Source organism: Bradyrhizobium sp. MI1.3 (genome assembly GCF_055811695.1).
The window spans coordinates 91960-116127 of record NZ_JBVVPQ010000015.1; the positions used below are offsets into that span (position 1 = coordinate 91960).

18 protein-coding genes are annotated in these 24168 nt (G+C 64.2%); 11 read left to right on the forward strand and 7 right to left on the reverse strand.

The genetic code is table 11. From position 1 onward, the window contains the following. Window positions 1-76: 76 nt before the first annotated feature. Window positions 77-2344 carry a cation:proton antiporter domain-containing protein gene (locus AC0L3A_RS13740; protein ID WP_473254552.1) on the forward strand — a complete coding sequence of 756 codons (2268 nt, stop codon included), beginning with the start codon at window positions 77-79 and terminating at the stop codon, window positions 2342-2344. Here AC0L3A_RS13740 and AC0L3A_RS13745 read toward each other — a convergent pair. Both AC0L3A_RS13745 and AC0L3A_RS13750 read right to left on the reverse strand, forming a co-directional pair. Beyond that, the gene (locus AC0L3A_RS13745) at window positions 2341-5499 is read right to left on the reverse strand and encodes an efflux RND transporter permease subunit (protein ID WP_473254553.1); all 3159 of its coding nucleotides are present in this window, start codon (window positions 5497-5499) and stop codon (window positions 2341-2343) included. The two genes, AC0L3A_RS13740 and AC0L3A_RS13745, sit on opposite strands and share 4 nt — an antisense overlap. A 15-nt stretch (window positions 5500-5514) precedes the next feature. Beyond that, entirely contained in the window at window positions 5515-6708 is a 1194-nt protein-coding gene (locus AC0L3A_RS13750; RefSeq protein WP_473254554.1) for an efflux RND transporter periplasmic adaptor subunit, read from the reverse strand. A 255-nt stretch (window positions 6709-6963) separates the two neighbouring features. Between AC0L3A_RS13750 and AC0L3A_RS13755 the strand changes: the two genes are divergently transcribed. Further along, a complete protein-coding gene (locus AC0L3A_RS13755; protein ID WP_473254555.1) occupies window positions 6964-7782 on the forward strand; it encodes an ABC transporter substrate-binding protein in 819 nt (272 codons plus the stop codon). A 16-nt stretch (window positions 7783-7798) separates the two neighbouring features. Then, window positions 7799-8317 carry a GNAT family N-acetyltransferase gene (locus AC0L3A_RS13760; RefSeq protein ID WP_473254556.1) on the forward strand — a complete coding sequence of 173 codons (519 nt, stop codon included), beginning with the start codon at window positions 7799-7801 and terminating at the stop codon, window positions 8315-8317. A gap of 191 nt (window positions 8318-8508) precedes the next feature. Here AC0L3A_RS13760 and AC0L3A_RS13765 read toward each other — a convergent pair whose 3' ends face one another. The 4 genes from AC0L3A_RS13765 to AC0L3A_RS13780 all read right to left on the reverse strand — a co-directional run bounded on the left by AC0L3A_RS13765 (window position 8509) and on the right by AC0L3A_RS13780 (window position 12767). Further along, window positions 8509-9582, reverse strand: coding sequence for a hypothetical protein (locus AC0L3A_RS13765; protein ID WP_219684268.1), 1074 nt, complete (start codon window positions 9580-9582; stop codon window positions 8509-8511). Between the two features lie 41 nt (window positions 9583-9623). Then, window positions 9624-10073 carry a cupin domain-containing protein gene (locus AC0L3A_RS13770; RefSeq protein WP_007595617.1) on the reverse strand — a complete coding sequence of 150 codons (450 nt, stop codon included), beginning with the start codon at window positions 10071-10073 and terminating at the stop codon, window positions 9624-9626. 77 nt (window positions 10074-10150) lie between these two features. Further along, window positions 10151-11992 carry an ATP-binding protein gene (locus AC0L3A_RS13775; protein ID WP_473254557.1) on the reverse strand — a complete coding sequence of 614 codons (1842 nt, stop codon included), beginning with the start codon at window positions 11990-11992 and terminating at the stop codon, window positions 10151-10153. A 142-nt stretch (window positions 11993-12134) separates the two neighbouring features. Beyond that, window positions 12135-12767 (reverse strand): cupin domain-containing protein, encoded by a 633-nt coding sequence (locus AC0L3A_RS13780; protein WP_007595614.1) that lies wholly within the window; start codon window positions 12765-12767, stop codon window positions 12135-12137. A gap of 220 nt (window positions 12768-12987) precedes the next feature. Between AC0L3A_RS13780 and AC0L3A_RS13785 the strand changes: the two genes are divergently transcribed. The 7 genes from AC0L3A_RS13785 (at window position 12988) to AC0L3A_RS13815 (ending at window position 22128) form a co-directional block, all read left to right on the forward strand. Then, window positions 12988-14679: a peptide ABC transporter substrate-binding protein gene (locus AC0L3A_RS13785; RefSeq protein ID WP_007595606.1), complete on the forward strand. Its 1692-nt coding sequence runs from the start codon at window positions 12988-12990 to the stop codon at window positions 14677-14679. A 27-nt stretch (window positions 14680-14706) separates the two neighbouring features. Continuing rightward, window positions 14707-15657, forward strand: a complete 951-nt coding sequence (locus AC0L3A_RS13790) for an ABC transporter permease (RefSeq protein ID WP_219684265.1) — start codon at window positions 14707-14709, stop codon at window positions 15655-15657. Between the two features lie 3 nt (window positions 15658-15660). Continuing rightward, window positions 15661-16536: an ABC transporter permease gene (locus tag AC0L3A_RS13795; RefSeq protein WP_473254558.1), complete on the forward strand. Its 876-nt coding sequence runs from the start codon at window positions 15661-15663 to the stop codon at window positions 16534-16536. A gap of 58 nt (window positions 16537-16594) precedes the next feature. Next, window positions 16595-17923, forward strand: a complete 1329-nt coding sequence (locus AC0L3A_RS13800; protein WP_473254559.1) for an NAD(P)/FAD-dependent oxidoreductase — start codon at window positions 16595-16597, stop codon at window positions 17921-17923. Window positions 17924-17935: 12 nt separating this feature from the next. Next, the gene (locus tag AC0L3A_RS13805) at window positions 17936-18862 is read left to right on the forward strand and encodes a 2-hydroxyacid dehydrogenase (protein ID WP_473254560.1); all 927 of its coding nucleotides are present in this window, start codon (window positions 17936-17938) and stop codon (window positions 18860-18862) included. 201 nt (window positions 18863-19063) lie between these two features. After that, entirely contained in the window at window positions 19064-20932 is a 1869-nt protein-coding gene (locus tag AC0L3A_RS13810) for an ABC transporter ATP-binding protein (protein ID WP_473254561.1), read from the forward strand. A gap of 269 nt (window positions 20933-21201) precedes the next feature. Then, the gene (locus AC0L3A_RS13815; protein ID WP_473254562.1) at window positions 21202-22128 is read left to right on the forward strand and encodes an AraC family transcriptional regulator; all 927 of its coding nucleotides are present in this window, start codon (window positions 21202-21204) and stop codon (window positions 22126-22128) included. A 2-nt stretch (window positions 22129-22130) separates the two neighbouring features. Here AC0L3A_RS13815 and AC0L3A_RS13820 read toward each other — a convergent pair whose 3' ends face one another. Next, window positions 22131-23057, reverse strand: a complete 927-nt coding sequence (locus tag AC0L3A_RS13820; protein ID WP_473254563.1) for a catalase family peroxidase — start codon at window positions 23055-23057, stop codon at window positions 22131-22133. Window positions 23058-23627: 570 nt separating this feature from the next. On the opposite strand from AC0L3A_RS13820, the gene AC0L3A_RS13825 reads away from it, so the two are divergent. Next, entirely contained in the window at window positions 23628-24143 is a 516-nt protein-coding gene (locus tag AC0L3A_RS13825; protein WP_007595598.1) for a hypothetical protein, read from the forward strand. Window positions 24144-24168 lie beyond the last annotated feature (25 nt).

The following is a 24168-nucleotide window of genomic DNA, read 5'->3' on the forward strand; positions in this document are numbered from 1 at the left end:
TCCGGTTGCCTGCCGCGGGTTCTATCCCCGTCATCCCGGCACCTCGCCGGACCAGACGAAGGGGGAAGAATCCTGCATGCAGTGGAGCCTGCTCCGAACGGTCGGCCTTGCCCCCGCGGCGCTTGTCCTCACCACAATTGCGGCCAGTGCCGAGGGCGGCAAATCGGCCGGTCCGTCCGAATTCCTGCTGGTGGCGCAGATCGTGCTGTTGATCGCGGTCGGCCGCGGTCTCGGCGAGATCATGCAGCGCCTCGGCCAGCCCTCGGTGATCGGCGAATTGCTCGCCGGCATCCTGCTCGGGCCGTCGCTGTTCGGTTGGGTCTGGCCTGACGCGCAGCACGCGATCTTCCCCAAGACGCCCGAGCAAAAAGCGATGATCGACGGCATCGCCCAGTTCGGCATCCTGCTGCTGTTGCTGCTGACCGGCATGGAGACCGACCTCAAGCTGGTCAGGAAGGTCGGCAAGGCCGCGATCGCGATCTCGATCGCCGGCATCCTCGTGCCCTTCGCCTGCGGCTTCGCGCTCGGCGAGTTCCTGCCGGACACGCTGTTGCCGAATCCCCAAGCCCGCCTGGTTGCGTCGCTGTTCATGGGCACGGCGCTGTCGATCTCCTCGGTGAAGATCGTCGCAGTGGTCGTCCGCGAGATGAACTTCATGCGCCGCAATGTCGGCCAGATCATCGTCGCCACCGCCGTCATCGACGACACCATCGGCTGGATCATCATCGCGGTCATCTTCAGCCTGGCCTCGCAGGGGGCGTTGGATATCGCCTCGGTGGCGAAAGCCGTGCTGGGCACGCTCGCCTTCCTCGCCATCAGCTTCACCATCGGCCGCCGCCTCGCGTTCCAGCTCATCCGCTGGGCCAACGACAATCTCGTCAGCACCGCGCCGGTCATCACGGTGATCCTGCTGATGATGTGCGCCATGGCGCTGATCACGCATCTGATCGGCGTTCACACCGTGCTCGGCGCCTTTGTCGCCGGCATTCTGGTCGGCGAGTCCCCGATCCTGACGCGGCAGATCGACGAGCGCCTGCGCGGGTTGATATCCAGCTTCTTCATGCCGGTGTTCTTCGGTCTGGCCGGCTTGAGCGCCGACCTCACGGTGCTGCGCGATCCCCATCTGCTGATGCTCACCGGCCTGCTGGTCGTGATCGCCAGTGTCGGCAAGTTCGGCGGCGCCTTCGTCGGCGGAACCGTGGGCGGGCTGAACACACGGGAGTCGCTGGCGCTCGCAAGCGGGATGAACGCGCGCGGCTCGACCGAGGTGATCATCGCCACCATCGGTCTTTCGATCGGCGTGCTCAGCCAGAACCTGTTCACGATGATCGTGACCATGGCGATCGTGACCACGATGGCGATGCCGCCGATGCTGCGTGCGGCGCTGGCGAAGCTGCCGATGAACGAGGAGGAGCAAGAGCGCCTGGAGCGCGAAGAGTTCGAGAAGCGCGGCTTCGTCGCCAATCTCGAACGTCCCTTGCTGGCAGTAGACGAAAGTGTCAACGCCACCTTCGCCGCCCACATTGCCGGCCTGATCGCCGGCATGCGCGGTCTGCCGATCACGGTGCTGCACATCGGCAAGCGCGCCAAGGATCAGGAGAAGGGACGCGACGAGGAGGAGAGCCCCGAAGCCGTGGTGAAGAAGGCCGCCGAGACCGTCTCCGCCCATGGCGATGGCGACGCCGGCAGCGTCGATGTCGTCACCCGGGCAAAGCGTGCGGAGCTCGGCGAGGCCATCGCCGACGAAGCGCGCAAGGGCTTCGATCTCCTGGTCATCGGCGTCGACAAGGTTGCTGCCGCCAAGGATCGCTTCGATAGGAAGATCGAGGACATCGCAGCGAAGTTCGAAGGACCGCTCGCGATCGTGGCGGCCAAGGGCAAGCACCTAAAGCAGCCGGTGCCCGAGGCGCTCAACATCCTCGTTCCGGTCTCCGGCAGCGGCGTCTCCAAGCGCGGCGCGGAGGTCGCGGTCGCGCTGGCGCAGGCGGGATCAGGCTCGCTCCGGGTGATCTATGTCGCGACGACGCGCGACAAGGGCGCGCAACGCGGGGCCTCTCGGGGTCTGAGTCACGAGGCCGGCATCCTGAAGGACGCCAGCGATCTTGCCGCCCGCTACGAGGTCGACATCACCACGACCTTGCGCGCGAACCGGGCGCCGGAAGCGGCGATCCTGCGCGAGATCGAGACCACTGACGTCGATCTCGTGGTGATGGGCGTCGATCGCATCCAGGCCGATCACCTCTCCTTCGGTGGCGTCGCCGACGCCGTGCTCAGGCAGGCAAAAGTCTCGGTGCTTCTGGTCTCAAGCGGCGAGGCGCGGCAGGTGGCTGCGGAGCAAGCCTAGGACTTCACCTCGGCCACTGCCACCGCCTTCGGAATCTTCTTCGACGCACGCCAATTCTCGAACCGCTGCACCACCACGAAGAACGCCGGCACGAACAGCACCGCAAGGCAGGTCGAGGCCAGCATGCCCGAGAACACCGTGATGCCGATCGACTTCCGCGCGCTGGCGCCGGCGCCGGTCGCGATCACCAGCGGCACCACCCCGAGGATGAAGGCGAACGACGTCATCAAGATCGGGCGGAAGCGGGCGCGCGCAGCTTCGATCGCGGATTCCAGCACCGGCTTGCCATCGCGGCCGTGCAGCTCGAGCCCGACCTCGACGATCAGGATGGCGTTCTTGGCCGACAGCGCGATCAGCAGGATCAGGCCGATCTGGCAATAGAGGTTGTTGTCGATCTTCAGGGCATTGAGGATCAGCATGGGGCCGAGCAACGACAGCGGCACCGCCAGGATCACCGAGATCGGCGCGTACCAGCTCTCGTACTGGCCGGCGAGCACGAGATAGACCAGCAGCATGGCGAGCCCGAACACCCAGTAGATCTGGTTGGAGACGGCCTTCTCCTGATAGGACATCGCGGTCCATTCGTAGCCGGTGCCCGGCGGCAGCGTCTTGTCCGCGATCTCCTCCATCAGCTTCAGCGACTGGCCGGAGGAGTAGCCCTGCGCGGGGAGGCCGATGACGGTTGAGGACGGATAGAGATTGTAGAGGCTGATCAGCGACGGACCGGTGGCCGGCGTGATCGTGGCGACCGTGCCGATCGGGATCATGTCGCCGTTCGAGTTGCGCACCATCATGTTGGCGATGTCGCGCTCGGTGACGCGGAAGGCCGGATCGGCTTGCGTGTAGACCTGGAACACGCGGCCGAACTTGTTGAACTGGTTGACATAGGACGAGCCGAGATAGGTCGACAGCGCCGCGAACACTTGGTCCGTCGTGACATGCAGCGTCTGGGTCTTGATGCGGTCGATTTCGACGTTGAATTGCGGCACCGAAGAGCGGAACGAGGACTGGACGCGCTGCAGCGCGCTCTGGCTCTGGCCATTGCTGACCATCGCGCCCGTGATGGCCTGGAGCTTGGCGAAATCGCTGTTGCCGTCGCGCAGCTCGACCTGCATCGAGAAGCCGGCCGCGTTGCCGATGCCCTGGATCGGCGGCGGCGGCAGCACCAGCGTGCGCGCCTCCATGATGACCGCGAGCTTGTCGTTCAGCCCGTAGACCAGCGAGCGCAGATCCTCGCCCGGTCCTTTGCGCGCGTCCCAGTCCTTCAGGATGATGTAGGCGACGCCGGCGTTGGCAAGGCTGGCGCTGTTGTCGAGCGCGGAGATGCCGGCGATGGTGATGACCTGCTGGACTCCGGGCGTGTCCTTGATCAGCTCGCTCGCTCTGTCGAGCACCTTCTGGGTCCGCTCCAGCGCGGCACCGTCAGGGAGTTGCACGGCGGCGATCAGATAGCCCTGGTCCTCGATCGGCAGGAAGCCGGTCGGCACGCGGGACAGGCCATAGCCGCCGATCACGATCAGCACCAGTGCGATCGCGACCGAGATCGTGCTGTTCCTGCACAGCACGCCGATCAGTCGGATGTAGCCGCGCTCGACGCGGTTATAGACCGCGTTGAAGCCGCGATAAAAGAAGTTGCGCTGCTCGGGCGGCACTGTCGGCCGCAGCCAGAGCGCACATTGCGTCGGCTTCAGCGTCGCCGCGTTGATGGCGGACAGAAGCGCGGTCGCCGCGATCACCAGCGCGAATTGCGAATAGATGCGGCCGGTGAGCCCGGCGAGGAACGACGCCGGCAAAAACACCGAGATCAACACCAGCGTGATGCCGACGATCGGCGCGAACAACTGGTCCATTGCTTTGATCGCGGCGTCGTGGCCGTTCATGCCCTGCTCGATGTTGTGGGCCGCGCCTTCCACCACGACGATGGCGTCGTCGACGACGATGCCGATCGCGAGGACGATCGCGAACAGCGTCGACATGTTGATGGTGAAGCCGAGCGCCGCCATGGCGGCGAAGGCGCCGATGATGGTCACCGGCACAGTGGTCGCCGGCACCAGCATCGCGCGCCAGTCCTGCAGGAACACCAGGATGACGACCAGCACCAGCAGGCCGGCCTCGATCAGCGTCATGTAGACCTCGTGCACCGAGGCCTGCACGAATTTGGTGGTGTCGAACGGCGTGTCGTACTTCATGCCCTGCGGGAACGCCTTCGCAAGCTCCGCCATCTTCTTCTCGACGGCCTGTTCGACCTGGAGCGCGTTGGCGCCCGGCGACTGGAACACGCCGATGCCGGTGGCCGGCTGCTTGTTTAGCGAGAAGATCTGGCTGTAGGTCTGCGCGCCGAGCTCAACCCAGCCGACGTCGCGCACCCGCGTGACGTCGCCGCTGGTGCCCGATTTGACGATGATGTTCTCGAACTCGGTGGTGTCGTCGAGCCGGCCGTTGACGTTGAGTGTGTACTGAAACGCCTGGCCCGGCGGCGTCGGCGGCGCACCGACCTGGCCGGCCGAGACCTGCTGGCTCTGCTGCTGGATCGCCTGGATGACGTCCTGCGGCACCAGGCCACGGACCTGCAGCTTGTTCGGATCGAGCCACACCCGCATCGAATACTGACCGGCGCCGAACACGGTGACGTTGCCGACGCCAGGCAGGCGCGAGAGTTCGTCGCGGAGGTTGATGGTGGCGTAGTTGCTCAAATAAAGGCTGTCGAACGTCTTGTCGGGCGAGGTCAGCGTCACGAATAGCAGGATCGAGGTCGATTTCTTCTGGACAGTGATGCCCTGGTTCTGCACGGACTGGGGCAGTTGCGACAGCGCGCTGGAGACGCGGTTCTGCACCAGCACCTGCGCGAAGTTGAGGTCGGTGCCGATCTTGAACGTCACGGTCAACGTATAGGTGCCGTCGGAGCCGCTGTAGGACTGCATATAGAGCATGTCCTCGACGCCGTTGACCTGCTGCTCGATCGGCAGTGCCACGGTGTCGATCACGGTCTTGGCGCTGGCGCCGGGATAGCGGGTCGTGACCTGCACCGTCGGCGGCACCACGTCGGGATATTGCGCGATCGCGAGGTTGAACAGCGCGACGCCGCCGATCAGGATCATCAACAGCGCGATGACGTTCGAGAGGACCGGCCGCTCGATGAAGAATTTTGAGATCATGGCAGGCGCTCCTACTTACTTGGCAGACGCCTGCGGCTGCTCGATCTTCGTCACCTGCGGATCGATCTTCTGGCCCGGAATCACCCGCAGCAGTCCTGCGGTCACCAAGCGGTCCTCCGGCTTCAAGCCGCTTTCGATGACGCGCAGGCCGTTGTCGACGGGACCGATCTGCACCTTGCGCTGCTCGACGACGTTGTCGCCGTTGACGACGAGGAGATAGCGGCCACCCTGGTCGCTGCCGAGCGCGGTGTCGGGAACGAGGAGGGCGTTCTTCTCCTGGGTGAAGGGCACGCGGACGCGGACGAAATAGCCGGGCAGCAGCACCCGCTTGTCGTTCGGGACGAGACCGCGTACCGCGAGCGTGCCGGTCGACTGGGTGAGGGTCGGGGCGACATAGTCGAGCTTGCCCTCGTGCGGATAGCCGGCCTCGGTCTGCAGGCCGACTTGAATCGGAAATTGCTTCATGTCGGCGGCGGTGAGCCCCCGGCGGGAGGCCTCGGCACGGATGCGCAGCACGTCCTGCTCGTTGACGGTGAAATTCACATAGATCGGGTCCATCGCGACGATGGAGGCGAGTTGAGTCGGGGAGGAGACCCCGACGAGCTCGCCGATCGAGACCATATGCGCGCTGACGACGCCGTCGAATGGTGCGCTCACCTTGGTGTAGCCGTAGTTGACTTCGGCGAGGCGGGTGTTGGCCTGGGCCTGCTGGAGGTTGGCCTGTGCGTTGTCGCGGTTCGAAGTCGAGCTGTCCAAAGTCGCTTGCGAGACCGCTTGCCGCTGCACGAGATCGCTCTGCCGCTTGAAGTCGGCTTCCGCCTGCCGGAGCGAGGCCTGCGCGCCGGCCTCGGCCGCCTGCGCCTGGTCGAGCTTGAGCTTGTAGGTTTCGGGCTCGATCGTGAAAAGCTGGGTGCCCTGCTTGACGAACGCGCCGTCCTGGTAGTCGATCGATTGCAGGAATCCCTGCACGCGCGCGACGAGATCGACATTCTTGACCGGCGCGGTGTTGCCGGTGGCCTCGACATACCGCGTCACCGGGCGCTGTACGGGCGTAGCCACGTCCACCTTGGGCGGGGGCGGGGCGACGAAACTGTTCTTGTCCTCGCAGCCGGTGAGTGCGGCCACGGCCACCGCGGCGGCCAGTGCCCGCCCGACATGTCTCCACGCTCCGTTGCTTCGAGCGGGAGATGCGGGATTCGCGCAGGTCATTCGGTGGCCCCCGGTTGCTGTCTGTCGGGGCGGGAGGCTATCAACAAATGCCCGGACGTGGAACACCATAGCCATGGCAGTCGTCGGCGTTGCACTGCAGACTGCGCTGTGGCCTTTGGCAGTTTTGCCATCACAAACCGCTTTTCATCGCGCGCACGATCGACCAGAATTATATCACAGGCTGAGCGACGGCGCGCGAAGCGGTCGGGACAAAAAAGAGAAGAATAAAAGAAGAAAAGGTCGGGAGATCATGACATGCCCACGCCTCTCCAGTCGGTGCTTAAATCGGTCCTTGCCGGCCTCGTTCTCGCCGCGGCGGTTGCCATGCCCGCGCTAGCCGATGGCCTGAAGGACGAGATCGCGCCGACCGGCAGGCTGCGGGTCGCGATCGCGATCAGCCCGGCGGGCGGCGCGTTCTGGTCCACCAAAACCGAAGCCGGCTATGCCGGCGTTCCGGTCGATCTCGGCAAGGAGATGGCCGCCCAGCTCGGCGTGCCCGTCGAATATGTCGTGCACCAGAATTCCGGCCAGATCACCGATGCCGCATCGAAAGGCACTCTTGAAAAAGGTGCTTGGGACGTCACCTGGCTCCCCAAGGATCCCGAGCGCGAGAGCAGGATGACGTTCGGTCCGATCTACGAGGTCGCGGATGCCACCTACATCGTCAAATCAGGCTCGAACGTCACCAATTTCGCCACGCTCGACCAGGTGGGCATCAAGGTCGCGGCCGTCAACGCCACCACCACCATGCGCGGCGCGGTTGCCCATCTGAAGAATGCGAAGGTCACGGGCTACCAGACCTATGACGAAATCTTCGGCCTCCTGAAGAGCGGCGAGATCGACGCCTTCGCGCTGTCGCGCGACCAGCTCAACAAGATGGCGCAGAAGATTCCGGGCACGCGAGTGCTCGACGAGACCTTCAAGAAGACCGTCACCGCGGTCGCCGTCCCGCTCGGCCATCCCCAAGCGCTGACCTTCGTCGCCAAGTTCATGAACGAGGCGGTGACGAACGGCACCTTGCGCAAGGCGTATGACAGCAATGGCCTGAAGGACACGCCGATAAGGACAGAGTAGCGGCGGCAGCGCCTCCATGACAAGAGAGATTGAGATTCGCGCCTTTGCACCGCCTGATGCTGCTGCCGTGCGCGAGCTGTTCGTCCGGGTGAATCGTCTATTGGCACCAGCGCATATGGCGGAGGCGTTTGAACGCTATATCGTCCACTCTCTCGCCGAAGAGATCGATCGGCTCGCGGATTACTATGCAAGCCGGAACGGCGGTTTCTGGGTCGCCGTTGCCGACGACGAGATCGTCGGCATGTTCGGTCTGGAGGCCTCAGGCGAGCATGCGATGGAGCTGCGGCGCATGTACGTCGCTCCCGGCCTGCGCCGCCAGGGAATTGCGCGAAAGATGCTGGCGTTCGCGGAGGATGAATGCCGTCGGCGAAATCGGCAGCAACTGCAACTCAGTACGTCGGAGCTTCAGCAGGACGCGCTGGCGCTGTATCGAAACTCTGGATACCGAAGCGAGCGCGAAGAGATTGCCGATGCCGCCAGCAACAAGACCGTGGGTGGTGGCATTCGTCGCTATCATTTCACCAAGCGGCTTTGACAGCCCTCCGCCAAAATGCGCGCCTTCAGGGCGGTTGCGCTGATAGTCAGCGGCTCGTGATCGCGGAGGCGATGGTTGCGATGGCACGCTATCAGGTGCAACGGACGAAGCCGACATCATCACCTTCCTGAAGATGCTGACGGACGGCTACAAGCCGGAGGACTAGTGCGCATCCAGTAGGGGTGTAATCCTCAGCGCGGCTTGATCTCCGCATACTTCGCCATCGCCTTCTCGAATTTCCGCTTGAACAGCCACATTGCGCCAAGGATCTCGCGGAAGCTTGCCGAGGTGCGCGCCCGGTCGGCCTGTCCGAATGCGAAGATGCTGTTGTTGCGCAGGTGCTTCATGATCGTCGGACTGGACACCCTGTAGTTCAGGAGATCGCCGGACTTGAGCGCCGACCGTGTCGGCGTAGGAATGATCTGGATCAGCTCGAACAGCTTCATCTGCTCGATCCGGTCGGGCAGCGTCTTCACGATTCCTGGGATCTCCCGGAAAACATCCGCATGCGAGTTCATCAGGCCATCGCGTACGTTGGTCCAGTGATTGAAGCGATGATCGGTACCGCTGGCCCGCGCCTCCTCCTTGTCGTCGCGCGCACTCAACCCGGGATCGGCCGCCGCGATCTCGCCCTTGATGGCTTCCCACTTCCTGCGGCCGTTGCGGTCCTCGGACGGGCCGGTCTGGAAGCTGCCCATATAGGTGTTCGAGCGTCCGTTGCGGACGTTCTGCTTGCCGTTGGTTTCGGCGAAGAACAGCCCGAGGCTGATCCGGCCCGCGGCCTCGGCGTGGTCAGGCGCCAGCCCCTTCGCGCGTGCGATCGCGACCGCGAGATCGACCACGTCCTTGAACGGCGTCGCCGAGTTCTGCGCGCCCGCCGGCGGCGCTTCCATGATGTCGAACAGTATTGAGTATTCGTCGATCAACGGTTCGATATCGGCGTCGAAATAGGCTGGAGGAATTTCGAATTTGTTGGGCCTGCCGATCCGGGACGGCATGGCGTCGGTGAGATCCTTGTAAGCACTGATCACGGCGACGCGTGCCAGATACAGCGCTTGGCCCGGCAGGTTCGGCAGCGGCTGCTTCGCCTCGATCTGGCGCCGCCGCTCGGCCAGGATTGCCTTGAAATCGCCGAGCGCACGCTCGTAGGTCGCAACCGCTTCCGCTTGCCTGGCCGTGAGCGTTTGCGCCTGGCTCGGAACGAACGTCGTAAGGAGCAGTCCAAGCGCCGCGATGATGGCGAGGAGTTGACGTCGTGCAGTCATGGCCGGTTCCCCCAACGATTCGTCGGTCGGGGGATCGTAGCCTAGTCGTTGGCTTCGGGCGGCAGGAAGTCGACCTCGTGCAGCGCCGAGATGCGCACGACCTCGGCCGGGTCGGTCAGGTCATGGAGCTGATTGAACAGCGCCTCCAGCTTCTGCATCGGCGAGACCCAGAACAACGCGCGGGCCGGTTTGTCGGATTTGTTGAAATAGCCGTGCGGGATGCCGCGCGGCAGGCGCACGAGATCGCCGGCATGGGCCTTGACCCATTTGCCGTCGAGCTTGAGGTCGAGCGTGCCTTCCTGCACCAGGATGAATTCGTCCTGGGTCGGATGGATGTGCACCGGCACGAACTGGCCAGGATCGCTGTTGGTCTCGAACGCGAAAGTGGACTCGGTGACGGCCTTCGGGAAGTAGACCTGGCCGAGGATGTTCCAGGTCTTGCCGCCATAGCCCGTACCGTTCGCGGTGATGCCCTTTTCGAGTGCAGTCATGGCTCGCCTCCAATGGGATTGTAACCGAGACGGAGTGTTGCGCAGCAGCCATGCGCTGTCCATGCGCAAGACGCGCCCTACCGCCTGTCGCGTTCAGCGGCCTGCCTGCGCAGAAAGCCTTCGAGATCGGCCTGCACGGAATAGGGCGTCGGGATCGGATCGCCCGCGTCGTCGACGGCGGTGTCGAGAGAGCGGCGCAGCATGCGCGCGAGCTCGGCCTTGCGGTAGGGCTTTGTCAGAAGCGGCGCGCCCTTGGTGGCGCGTCCCTGCGCATGCGGGGCGTCGTAGGCGTAGCCCGACGTGAATAGCACCCGCAGCGAGGGGCGCGCAGCCACCATCTCGTCGGCGAGCTCTCGTCCATTCAAGCTGCCGGCCATCACGATGTCGGTGAAAAGCAGGTCGAAGGGCGTTCCTTCGGCGGCGATGGCGAGCGCCTCGGCCGCATTGGCGGCCGGGATGACCTTGTAGCCGAGGCTTTCGAGCTGGACCGTGACGTACTGGCGGACGTCGCGGTCGTCCTCGACACAAAGAATGGTTTCCGTCCCACCCACGACCTTGCGCTCGTCATAGCCGGCGGGGCGAAGCGTGCTCGCCTCCGCCTTCGGCAGGTAGATCGTGAAAGTCGTGCCGCGTCCTTCCTCGGAAGCGACCTTGATGCCGCCGCCGGACTGCTTGATGAATCCGAACACCATGCTGAGCCCGAGCCCCGTGCCCTTGCCGACGTCCTTGGTCGAGAAGAAGGGATCGAAGATTCGCTCCAGAATGGCCGGCGGAATGCCGGTGCCGGTGTCGGCGATCTCGATCTCGACATAGTCGCCGGCATAGCCGGCCCCGACCGCCACCGCCTCGCGGACGCCGAACACGACGTTGCGCGTCGTCAACGTCAGTCTGCCGCCATCCAGCATCGCGTCGCGGGCGTTGATTGCGAGGTTGAGAAGCGCCGAGCTCAATTGGCCGCGATCGACCAGGGCGAGCCAGACGTTGCCGTCGAGCCGGGTCACGATCTCGATCTTCTTGTCGAAGGTTGCCAGCAGCAGCTTTGCGAGCTCTTCGAGCAGTTCGTTGATGTCGCTCTCGGCCGGCTTGAGCGCCTGCTTGCGGGCAAAGGACAACAGGCTCGACGTCAGCGCGGCGCCGCGGTCGGCGGCGTCGCTGATCAGCTTGGTGATGGTGGCGAGCGGCGGATTGTCCTTCACTGCGTCGGCGAGGATCTCGATCGTGCCCGTGATCACGGTGAGCATGTTGTTGAATTCGTGCGCGATGCCGCCGGTGAGCTGGCCGACAGCCTCCATCTTCTGGGCCTGGATCAGCTGCTCCTCGGCGGCGCGCTTCCGCGTGACGTCCTTGACGAAATTGTTGATGAGGGTGCGTCCCCCGAGGTGGAGCGCCGTGCTGGACGCCTCGATCAGGATGTCATCGCCGTTTCGGTGCAGCAGGGTCGCTTCGAACCGGATGCCGATCGGCGTATCCGACAATTCCGGCAGCAGCCGCATCATGCGTTGCCTGAAGCCGTCGCGCAGCGGCTCGGCGATGAGGAGGTTGACGACGTCGGTGCCGAGCGCCTCCTTGCGCGTCCATCCGGTCAGGGCCTCGGCCTGAATGCTCCATTCCAGCACGATGCCGTTCTGGTCGGTCTGGACGAAGGCATCGAGCGCGGTCTTGATGACGGCTTGCGTCAGCTGTGCGCTGGCCCGCGCCTGCTCGGTCAGTTGCGCGGCGGCGCGTTTGTCCTGCGCCGTTTCGATCGCGCGCGTGCACAGACGAGCCAGCAGGGCCGCAATGGCGCCGCTTGCGAGCAGCGCGACGATCTGGGCAATGCCGAACCCGGTGCCGATCGCGGCATAGGAGACGAGGAGAGCCGCCGCGGTCACGATGACCTGCGCGGCCATCGCGAGTGTCAGAAGCCCCCTGAGTTTCATGGTCTCACACCAACGCGTCAGTCGCAGACCCTCGTGTCCGCCCTGTCAATGACCGGCTCCACCTGAGCTACAGATGTGAGCTACAGATTCCGCGCGGCGGCGTCGAGGGGCAATTTGCGGTGGTACCGGGTAGGCCGGCGCTTCAACCTGCCGGCGAATCGGTCTGGCGCAGCGTCGTCACCCAGATCACGCGTGCCGTCTGCTGGGTCGGGTTGTCGAACATGTGCGGCACGATGCTCGGAAAGCGAAAGCTGTCGCCGGCCTCGAGCAGATGGGCCTGGTTGTCGAGCCACAGCCGCAGGCTGCCCGAGAGGATATAGCCCGCCTTCTCGCCGGTGTGCTGCAGGAAGTCGGTGCCGGACGAGGCGCCGGGATTGAGCGTGAGCTCGTAGAGTTCGAGCTGGCCTTTGTCTGCCGGCGTCAACGCTTCCTTGACGACGCCGCTGGCGGTGAGCCGCAGCAGGCGCCGGCTGTTCTTGCGCACGATGTAGCGCTGCACGTCGGCGGGATCGGTGGTCTCGAAGAAATAGGAGATCGGAACGTCGAGCGCGATGCTGAGCAGGCGCAACGTGCGGATCGACGGCATGGCACGCGCGCGTTCGAGCTGGCTGATCATGCCGTTGGAGAGGCCGGTCTTGTTGGCGACGTCCTGGATCGACAGGCCCGCACGCTGGCGCAGCAGCCGCACGGTCTCGCCGAGGCGCTGGTCGACCGCATCGTCGGCCTCGATCGCCGGTGCATCCTTCGGATCGTTGATCTCGCCGCGACCATCCATGTCGCTCTCCCATACATCATCTCAGCCCCGGACAATGGCGGTCTGGAGCTTCAGTCGGAGTGAAAAGGTCGCGCATCCTACCAATCCGATTGACAGCTGTATTTAGTCGTGATGAACTTTTGATAGAAAAATTTAGAAGCACTAAAGCCCACTCCTGTCCTTTTGCCGGGGATCTCGGGGGCGCGGGAGACGGTGCCGCGTGCGAAAACGGAGAGTGGTCATGGCGGACGACACCGGGAAGTTCGGCGTTGGGGCACTGCATCTCGGCAATCCGAACCGCCGTCAGATCTTTCAGCTCGGCGCGGGCGCCGCGGCGGGATGGACGCTTTCGGGCCACGCGTTTGCGCAGACCGAACGCCCGACCAATCCGCCGGACAAGCCGCGCGGGCAGGTGATCGCGGCGCTGTCGCAGGAGCCGACGGTCTTTCATCCCCTGATGCCGGGCATCGAAGTCGATCAGGGCATCTGGTGGCAGGTGTTCTCGCCGCTCTGGTTCATCGATCCCGACGGCAAGTTCGTTCCCGACCTCGCCCGCGAAGTCCCGACCATCGAGAATGGCGGCCTGTCGGCCGACGGCCTGACCTGGAAGATCAAGCTCCGCAGCGACGTGAAATGGCACGACGGCACGGCGTTCACGGCCGAGGACGTGAAGTTCTCGCTCGAGCTGATCAACAATCCCGATTTCCGCGCGCGCAGCCGCGTCGGCCATAGTCTCGTGAAGGACATCAAGGTCGTCGCGCCCGACGAGGTTCACTGGCGCATGGAAGCTCCCTATTCGCCCTACATGTCGATCCTGGGATCGCTGACCTTCATCGTGCCCAAGCACATCCTGGAGAAGGTGACAGATCCGAACGCCTCGCCGTTCCACAATGCGCCCGTCGGTACCGGACCGTTTCGCTGGGGCGAGCGCGTGCCCGGCGACCACATTCAGCTGAATGCCCATACCGGCTATCACGGCAAGGGACCTTACGTTGAGCGCGTAGTGTTCAAGTATATTCCCGACCTGACCGTGCTCTACACCCAGTTCCGCACCGGGCAGGTCGACTACACCGGCCTGCAAGGCATTTTGCCGAACTTCGTGCAGGAGGCGAAGACGCTGAAGGGGCGCAAGATCTTCGTCTCCTCGACGTCGTCGGTGGAGCACATCGCTCCCAATCTGGAGTTCGGCGCGTTGGCGGACCGCACCGTGCGCGAGGCGCTTTATCTCGCGATTAATAAGCAAGCGATCATCGACGCGCTGAACTACGGCTTGCCGACGCAGACTGAAAGCTTCGTGCCGCAGCAGGCCTGGTCATTCCAGCAGGGGCTGCCGCAGCACAAATACGATCCGGCCAAGGCCAACACGCTGCTCGATGCGGCCGGCTGGGTGCGTGGCTCTGGCGGGGTGCGCGAGAAGGGCGGCGTCAAGCTCGAATTCACCAATTCAACGACGTCGGGCAATGCGGTGCGCGAGCAGACCCAGCAATTGCTGATCCAGGACTGGCGCGCGATCGGTGCCGCGATGCGCGTGAACAACATGCCGGCCGCGGTGATCTGGGGCGACTTCTGGCAGCAATCGAAATTCAATTCGGTGATCGTGGGGGTGAATTTCATGCTCGGCAGCGACCCCGACGTGACGCCCCGCTTCGGCTCCGGCGCCATTCCTGCCAAGGGTGGCCGCGGCTACAACACCTATCAGTATCGCAACCCGGAGGCCGATCGGCTTCTCGCAGAAGGTGCCAAGCAGTTCGATCTGGCGCAGCGCAAGACGACCTATGGCACTCTGCAGAAGCTCATCCGCGACGACCTCGCGATCCTGCCGCTATTCCAGGGCTTCATCGCCGAAGGCGTGAAGGAAGGGCTGCAAGGTTTCCGCCCCAACATCAACATGTCGATCAACTGCTGGAACATCCGCGAATGGTATTGGGCCTGATGGTTCAGGTGCGCGAGATCGCCTGAGATGGCCCGTTACGTCGCCAATCGCCTGGCGCAGGCGATCATGTTGCTGGTGATCGTGTCCGCGATCGGCTTCGCCATTCTGCATCTGGCGCCCGGCGGTCCGCTCTCGCAATTCGCGGCCTCCGCGCAGATGACGCAGGAGGATCTCGATCGCGTCACCAGGCAGCTTGGCCTCGATCGTTCGCTGCCGATCCAGTATCTCGACTGGTTCGGCCGGATGCTGAGGGGGGATTGGGGCCACTCGTATCGCGACGGCGAGGCGGTGCTGTCGGTGATCTCGTCGCACCTCGGCGCCACGCTGGAGCTGATGGCGACGGCGACCATCATCGCGGTGCTGCTCGGCGGCTGGATCGGTGTGCTCGGTGCGCTGCGCCGCTATTCGCTGTTCGATTCGCTCGCGACCGTCGGCGCCATGATCGCATTGTCGATCCCGACCTTCTGGTTCGGACTCGTCACGATTTATATCTTCTCCGTGAAGCTCGGCTGGTTGCCGGCCGGCAACCGCGAGACCGTCGGCGACGGCTCCTTCCTCGACCTTCTGCATCATCTGATCGCGCCGGCCCTGGTGCTGGCGCTGGTCGAGACCGCGATGTGGGGCCGCTTCATGCGTTCCTCGATGCTCGAGGTCATCAACCAGGACTACATTCGCACCGCGCGCGCCAAGGGCATGCCGGAATGGCGCATTCTCACCGTGCATGCGCTGCGCAACGCCCTGCTGCCGATGATCACCGTTGCCGGCCTTCAGTTTCCGACGCTGCTCGGCGGCGCGCTGGTGGCCGAAACTGTGTTCACCTGGCCCGGCATGGGGCGCCTGTTTCTCGATTCCATCGGCTATCGCGACTACCCCGTGGTGATGGGCATTTTGATGTTCTCGGCGATCATGGTGCTGATCGGCTCGCTGCTCGCCGACATCCTCTATGCCGTCGTCGATCCCAGGATACGGGTGGGCTAGGCGATGACGAGCGCAGCCCTCTCGACCGTTCAGCTCGCGCCGGGCCATGCCGCCTGGCGCCGCTTCCGCCGGCACCGGCTCGCGCTCGCGGGCGCCGTGATCATTCTGGTGCTCGTCCTCGGCTCGGCCTTTGGTCCCTATCTGCTGCCGTTCGACGACACTTATATCGATATCATGAAGCGGTTCGCACCGCCGCTGTCGGGCGCGCACATCCTCGGCACCGACGAACTCGGCCGCGACGTGCTGGCGCGGCTGATGATGGGCGCGCGCGTCTCGCTGTCGATCGGCTTCGTCGCGATGGTGATCGCGATGGCGGTGGGCATCGCCGTCGGCGCCTTCGCCGGCTTCTATGGCGGCGTCATCGGCGCGGTGCTGATGCGGCTCGTCGATGCCATGCTCTGCTTTCCGACCATCTTCCTGCTGCTTGCGCTCGCGGCGCTCATCGAGCCCGGCTTCGTCACCACCACCGTGCTGATCGCGGCAACTGCCTGGATGTGGGTGGCCCGCGTCGTCGAGGCCCAGGTGCGCTCGCTGCGGGAACGCGAGTTTGCGGTAGCTGCACTCGCGTTCGGCTCGTCGAACCTGCGGATCATGTTCCGCGAACTGGTGCCCAATGCGATCGCGCCCATCGTGGTGGCGGCGACGCTGAACGTCGCCAAGTCGATCCTGCTGGAATCCTATCTCAGCTATCTCGGTTATGGCATCCAGCCGCCGGCCGCGAGCCTCGGCAACATGCTCAACAACGCGCAGATCTATCTTACCAGCGCGCCCTGGCTTGCGATTGCGCCGGGCCTCGCCATCACGCTGGCGGTGACGAGCTTCAACTTTCTCGGCGACGGCCTGCGCGACGCGCTCGATCCGCGAATGAACATCCCATGATCTGCAAACTAGCGATGAGCAAGCTTGCTCCGATCGAACTGAATATCTGGAGTGCCCCATGTCCCCGCCGCTCACCCGTATAAACAGCGATGAACGCCTGCCGGCGCAGGTGGACGTCGTCGTCATTGGCGGCGGCGTCATCGGCGTCTCCGCAGCCTATCATCTCGCGAAGAAGGGTCTCTCCGTCGCCCTGGTCGAGAAGGGCCATGTCGGCGGCGAGCAATCGAGCCGCAATTGGGGCTGGTGCCGCCAGCAGGGTCGCGCGCGTGAGGAGATCCCGCTGGCCCGCGAGGCGCTGCGCCTGTGGGAAGACATGCAGAACGATGCCGGCGTCGATGCCGGCTTCCGCCGCACGGGCGTGCTGTTCCTGACAAAGAGCAAGGACGAGCTCGCCAGCTGGGAACGATGGGCGGCAACGGCGCGCGAGATGCAGGTCCACTCCACGGTCCTGACGCCGGCGGAGGTCGCCGAGCGTCTGCCCGGCAACGCCGAAAAATGGGTTGGCGGCCTGCACACGCCGAGCGACGGGCGCGCCGAGCCCTCGATGGCCGTGCCTGCGCTTGCCACCGCCGCGCGAAAACACGGCGTCACCATTCATCAGGGCTGCGCCGCGCGTGGACTTGAAACGCAGGGCGGACGGGTGAGCGCCGTCGTCACCGAGAAGGGCACCATTCGCACGCAATCGGTGTTGCTGTCCGGCGGCGCCTGGTCGTCGCTATTCTGCCGCCGCCACGGCATCGAGTTGCCGATCGGCCTTGTCAATGCGACCGCGTGCCGGACCACGCCCGGGCCGGAGATTACCTCCGGTGCGCTCGGCACCGATTTCTATTGCATCCGCCGCCGCCTCGACGGCGGCTTTACGCTGGCGCTGCGCAACCGCGGCACGGTCGAACTGTCGCCCGATCTGTTCCGCTACGCGCGAACCTTCTGGCCGACCTATCTGCATCGCAAGAACGGGTTGAAACTGTCATTCGGCAAATCCTTCTTCGACCAGCTCACGCGGGGCACCAGTTGGAGCTTGGACAAGCCGTCGCCGTTCGAGACCGAGCGCGTGCGCGATCCCGCGCCTGACATGTCGCTGGTCAATGCCGCGCTGGCTTCGCTGATCAAGTCGAATCCTGAATTGAAGGACATCGAGATCGCGGAAGCCTGGGGCGGCACGATCGACTGCACGCCGGATACCATCCCGGTCATCTCGCCGGTCGACGCCATGCCCGGCTTCTTCCTCGCTACCGGCTTCTCCGGCCACGGCTTTGGCATCGGTCCTGCGGCCGGCAAGCTCGCCGCCGACATCGTGACGGGAGCGACGCCGCTGGTCGATCCCGCGGCCTACAGCCACAAGCGCCTGATTGATGGCCGCCGGCTCGCGCCGGTCAGCCCGTTCTGAGGGTTTTGCGGCATGACGCTTCTCTACAAGGCCAACATGGTTCGCGGCGGGGAGTGGGCGGGCTTCTTCGCCGAGCGCGCGCCCGATGTGCCGTTCCGGCTCTGGCCCGACATCGGCGATCCCGCTGACGTCCGCTATCTCGTGGCGTGGGTGCCGCCGGACGACATCGCGACGACTTTCCCAAATCTCGAGCTCGTCTTCTCGGTCGGTGCGGGCGTCGACCAGTTCGACGCGTCAAAAGTTCCGCCGCACATTCCGTTGGTGCGCATGCTGGAGCCGGGCATTGCCGAGACGATGGTCGAATACGTCACCATGGCGGTGCTCGCGCTGCATCGCGACCTCCTGCCCTTCATTGCCCAGCAGAAGGAACAGGTCTGGCGCGAGATCCGGATCACGCCGGCCAAACGTCGGCGCGTCGGCGTGATGGGCCTCGGCCAACTCGGCCAGGCCGTGCTCGAACGGCTCAGAGCTTTCGATTTTCCACTTCTCGGCTGGAATCGCTCGCCGCGCGAGATCGAGGGCGTCGCCTGTTGCGCAGGCATGGAGACGTTGCCGGATTTCCTTGCGCAGACCGACATTCTCGTCTGCCTGTTGCCTTTGACCGATGAGACCCGCGGCATCCTGAACGCGGATCTGTTCGCGCGCCTGCCGCGCGGCGCGTCGCTCGTCAACGTCGGGCGAGGCCCGCATCTGGTCGAAGCCGACTTTCTCGCAGCGCTCGACAGCGGCGCGTTGTCGGGTGCCGTCCTCGATGTCGCCGAGCCGGAGCCGCTGCCTGCGGGTCACCCTTTCTGGAGCCATCCGCGCATCCTGGTCACGCCGCACAATGCCAGCATGACCACGCCGGATACGGCGGTCGATTTCGTGCTGGATGTGATCGCGCGCCACCGCCGCGGTGAAGAATTGCCGGGGCGTGTCGATCGTAAGCGCGGTTACTGAGGATGCGATGATGATGGTGACATCGATCCAGCCACGCGGTCCTCTTACCTCTCCCGCTTGCGGGAGAGGTCGCGCCGAAGGCGCGGGTGAGGGTTCTCTCCTCTTGGGGGTTCTCGACTGCGGAGATACCCTCTCCCCAACCCTCCCCCGCAAGCGGGGGAGGGAGCGCGCTGTCTCCGCGGCAGGCCTTAGGGGGTATGCATGAGCAGCGGCGCAAGCGTGCCTGACCACGTCGCTGCCAACGCGCGGTCGCCGGTGCTGTCGGTTTCCGGCCTGACGACGTCCTTCATGCGCGAACGGCAATGGAGTCCCGTCGTCCGCGACGTATCGTTCGATGTCGCCTCGCGAGAAACGGTGGCGATCGTCGGCGAGTCCGGTTCGGGCAAGAGCGTCACCGCGCTCTCGATCATGCGGCTCATTCCAAAGGACAACGGTCGCGTCGAAGGCAGCGTCCGGCTTGCCGGTCGCGACCTGCTGACGCTGCCCGAAGCGAGCATGAAGGATGTTCGTGGCAACGACATCGCCATGATCTTCCAGGAGCCGATGACGAGCCTCAATCCGGTGCTGACCATCGGCTTCCAGATTGCAGAAGCACTGATCCAGCACCGCAGCCTGTCGCGTGCGGCGGCGGAGGTCGAGACCATCCGCCTGCTCGATCGTGTTCGCATCCCCGCGGCGAAATCGCGCTTCCACGAGCATCCGCATCGCTTCTCCGGCGGCATGCGCCAGCGCGTGATGATCGCGATGGCGCTGGCCTGCAAGCCGAGGTTGCTGATCGCGGATGAGCCGACCACGGCGCTCGACGTCACGATCCAGGCCCAGATCCTGGAGCTTCTGAAGGAGCTTCAGCAGGAAGAGGAGATGTCGATCCTCTTCATCACCCACGACATGGGCGTGGTTGCCGAGATCGCGGACCGCACCGTGGTGATGTATGGCGGCCAGGCGGTGGAGACTGACGCGACCGCGCGCATCTTTGCTTCAGCCTCGCATCCCTATACCCGCTCGCTGCTCGCGGCCGTGCCGCGCCTCGGCTCAATGGACGGCCGCCCCAGGCCGATGCGCTTTCCGATCGTGGACAAGGTGACGGGGACCTCCGACGAGCCGGCGGAGACGCCAGATACGGTCTCGATTGCCGAGCGACCGCTGCTCGAGGTCTCCAACCTCACGACGCGCTTTCCAATCCGCTCGGGCCTGTTCGGCAAGGTCTCGGGCCGCGTCCATGCGGTCGAGAACATCTCCTTCTCCTTGCGCGCCGGGGAGACGCTGGCGCTGGTCGGCGAATCCGGCTGCGGCAAGTCGACGACGGGCCGCTCCATTCTCAAGCTGACGGAGCCGGACAGCGGCACCGTTCTGGTCGACGGGCGGGATGTGCTGGCCATGAACCCCCGCACCTTGCGTGACTTTCGCAAGCAGATGCAGATCGTGTTCCAGGATCCGTTCGCGAGTCTCAACCCGCGCATGTCGGTGGGAACGGCGATTGCGGCCCCATTGCTCGCCAACGGGCTCGCCACGGCGTCGCAGGCGCGGGAGAAGGTCGCCGACCTGCTCGTTCGCGTTGGTCTCACCGCCGACATGGCCGCGCGCTTTCCGCACGAATTCTCCGGTGGCCAGCGCCAGCGCATCTGCATTGCCCGCGCGCTCGCGCTCGGACCGAAGCTGATCGTCGCGGACGAAGCGGTTTCGGCACTCGATGTTTCGGTCAAGGCGCAGGTCGTCAATCTGATGCTCGATCTTCAGGCCAGCATGGGACTTGCCTATCTCTTCATTTCCCATGATATCGCTGTGGTCGAGCGCATGAGCCATCGCGTCGCGGTGATGTATCTCGGCGAGATCGTCGAGACCGGTCCGCGCGCGGCCTTGTTCGGCAATCCGCAGCATCCCTATACGAAGAAGCTGATGGCGGCCGTGCCGGTGCCCGATCCAGCGCGCCGCGGCACCAGGCGCGAGGTAGCGAACGACGAGATCAGAAGCCCGGTGCGCGCGGCCGACTTCCAGCCACCCGTTCGGCAATATCGCGAGGTGTCGCCGGGCCACGTCGTCCAGATCTGGGGCGAGGAATGGTCCAACTGACGTGCGCAGGCCGCAAATCCTTTCCAAAATGCACGATGAGGTCGCGCAGCGATCTGCCGGGCAGGTCAACGGTGTTGTCTTTCGCCCTGCCGGGCCTGTGACATCACGCTGAAATCACAATGAAATCATCGCGTCGCGACCCGGTGCGACGGCCGGCCGCGCCAGCTTCGTGCTATGCCTGCAGCTGGACCGTTGGCCGTCGATCTCCGATAATGCGCGGATCTCGGGAAGGCTGGCGAAGGCGTGCCTTTACGGATGGATTTACTAGAATGACACAAGCAGGCGTCTACGGGCAGAGGCTCGGGCAGGGCCTTCGCTCCAAGCAAGCACCGGTCCTGATCACGCGTTCGCTGCACAGCGCCGAGCTCGCGGTCACCGAGGTTCGCAATGACGATCCGACGCCGGATATTTCCGGTTCCCTGGCTGCGGAAGATGCCTATCTCCTCAGCCTGAAACTCCGCGACTATCCGGATTGCGAATGCTGGGAGGAGGGCCGCTGTGTCACCAAGGCGGATGTTCGCGCAGGTGCGACCTATCTGTACGACCTCAAGCGCGACCCGCGCTATGTGATCGACAAGCCGTTTCACTCGCTCTTCTTCTATTTGCCGCGCTCGGCGCTCAACGGCATTGCCAGGCAACCGGGCGGGCCGCGCGTTGGCGAGCTCAGCTACGAGCCAGGTGTCGGTCATGACGACGAGGTCGTTCGACATGTCGGTGCCTCCTTGCGGAAAGGACTGTGCCGGCCCGACGAGACCAACCAGCTTTTCGTCGATCACATGATGCTTGCGCTCACCGCCCATGTCGCCCAGACCTATGGTGGGCTGAAGCCAGCCGCAGAACCGAGCCGCGGCGGTCTCGCGCCATGGCAGGTGAAACGTGCGTGTGACCGGCTCGATTCCGATCTCTCGGGCAAGATCGCGCTGCAGCTGATCGCGACCGAGCTTGGTCTGTCAGTCAGCCACTTCTCACGCGCGTTCCGGATCTCCACCGGACTGCCGCCGCATCAATGGCTGCTTCAGCAGCGCGTCAAGGCGGCCAAGCAACTTATGACAGTTCGCGACCTGCCGTTGTCCGAGATTGCCATATCGGCCGGATTTGCCAATCAGAGCCATTTCACGCGCGTGTTCTCGTCCATCGTCGGCGTCAGTCCGGGCGCATGGCGCCGCGAAACGGATGGCGGACGGGACAAGACTTGAACTTACCGGCGCTTCGCCAGCGAGATCGTGTAGGCCGTGCGGCGCGCCGCAAAGATCTCGTCCGGCGGATGGCCGATGCCGTCGGCAAGATTGGCGGGATTGAAGATGGAGCCGTCGCAGGCCTCGTTGGCCTCGAGGCTGGTGATGACGATCGTCCCTAGCCGCACCTGCTCACGGTTGTCCTCGTCCGGCCATCGCAGGGTCACGTCCATGGTGGGATCGCCGGGACGGTCGAGCAAGGCCATCACGTTGAAGCGGACATCGCCGGCTGCGATCCTCCGCGCGAGATCGTCATGCAGGAAATCAGCCGACTTCGCCCTCGCTTCGTCCTCGCTCAAGGTGACGTCACCGCCCACAGGCGCGACCTTGAACTTGATGAAGCGGGTTTCACCCTTGGCGTTCGTCGCGGGAAAGGCGTGCACGCCCCAATAAGTCGTGCCGGCAAAGCTGCCGGGCAGCCGGCGTGCCGCGACGTAATTCGCCTGGTTCAGTGTTTCAGGATTGGCCGCGGAAAAGGCCCGGACTTTCTCGATGTCAGGCTTGCCGTCCGCGCCCGGGATGCGCGCCTCGAGGAAGGCGAGCATCTGGTCGAGCGTCCGTGCAAAATGCACCGGAGCGGTTTCCGTCAGGATGTCCGAACGATGGGCATCGTCGCCAAGCCTGAAGCTGAAGCCGCGCAGGACGAGATTGTTGGTGTCGGTCACCCCGGGATTGCCGCCGCCAACGGAGAAGCGCGCCAGCACGCGCGAGGGCCTGGTGAAGCTCAGCGATCGCGTAATCTCTGCCGCGCGATCGGACGGGGCATAGGTCCCGCGCACACATCGACCCTTGGCGAAGCTCGCGCGCACCTTCGGCGGATTGCCTGCGACCGCCTTCAATGCATCGACGACCGCGGCGGGTGTTGCAGCGGGGGTGGGAAGTTCGGACATGGCTTGGCCTCCGGCGCGAGCGGCATGGCCAGGTTTTAGGTCTGGTGCAGCGCCGGCGTCTTTCCCAAAGCCGCGCTGCCTTGTCCGATCCTGCTGATTGCTTGCTCGCGCTTCGGGAATTCACGTGGGCAAAACATGGTATGAGTGGATAGATCTGATGTCGGCGAGACGCGGGACAACTTGTTTACTGATGGCTCTTTCAGCTCCCGCGCTCCCGGGTCTCGCGACGATGCAGACTTGTCCTCCGGAAATTGTGATCGGATAGAGCAACGGGGAACCGCGTTATGTGAACCGTCTCATATTTCACCACTCTCTTTTCGAGCTATCACTCCCGCAAGAAATTGCCGCACCCGGATTTAACTGACAGGCACGGGTGAGATGCAATGCCTGCGTAGCCGCGTGCTCGCAGCTTTGGATTGGCTCTCGTCTTGCTCACGAGCAAGCCAGCCCCATCACTCAGCACAGATTTTTCAGAAGTTGGAATCAAGGCAATCGCAAAACGCGTCCACGAGGCTGCCTCTATTCGGGGTCGGCCGGTAGGCCGCTACTTACCTAAGAAGGAGACCCCCAATGAAAATTAGTGATGCAATTTCCAGCGCATTTTCCCTAACGAGGGGCTCCGGCAATCTTCGGATCGCTCGTTCCGGTCTGATCAGGTCGGCCCATCTTCTTGAAAGAATTGGGCTCGCAGCCGTTGGGGCCTCTTGCGGCCTCTATGTGGGTGCGGCCCTGTTGCGTGAGAAAGGCGGACTGTTTGAAAGCGGCTGGATCGTGCTGATAACGATGCTCTACGGAGCTCTTAGCTATTACGTCGGAATTGATTTGTCTCGCAGTGTCGCGCGGAAGTCGATTTCGAGCACCTCGGAAGAGTGGAATGGTTCCGAGCCGGCTGAGATCATGAGTGCGGCCGGAACGTTCGGCGCCGCGATTGCCGCAACTCTGTCCGTCAGCATCCTTGTCCTTGATCATAACCCAGCCAATGGGCTGATAGCCTTTGTTGCCGGCTGTTGGGTGGTTGGTTCTTCGCTCCAAGTCGCGGCGGGCACGATGGCTCGCAACTACGAAGCACGCATGGACAAGCAATGAAGGAATTGTGCTCACCCAATAACGT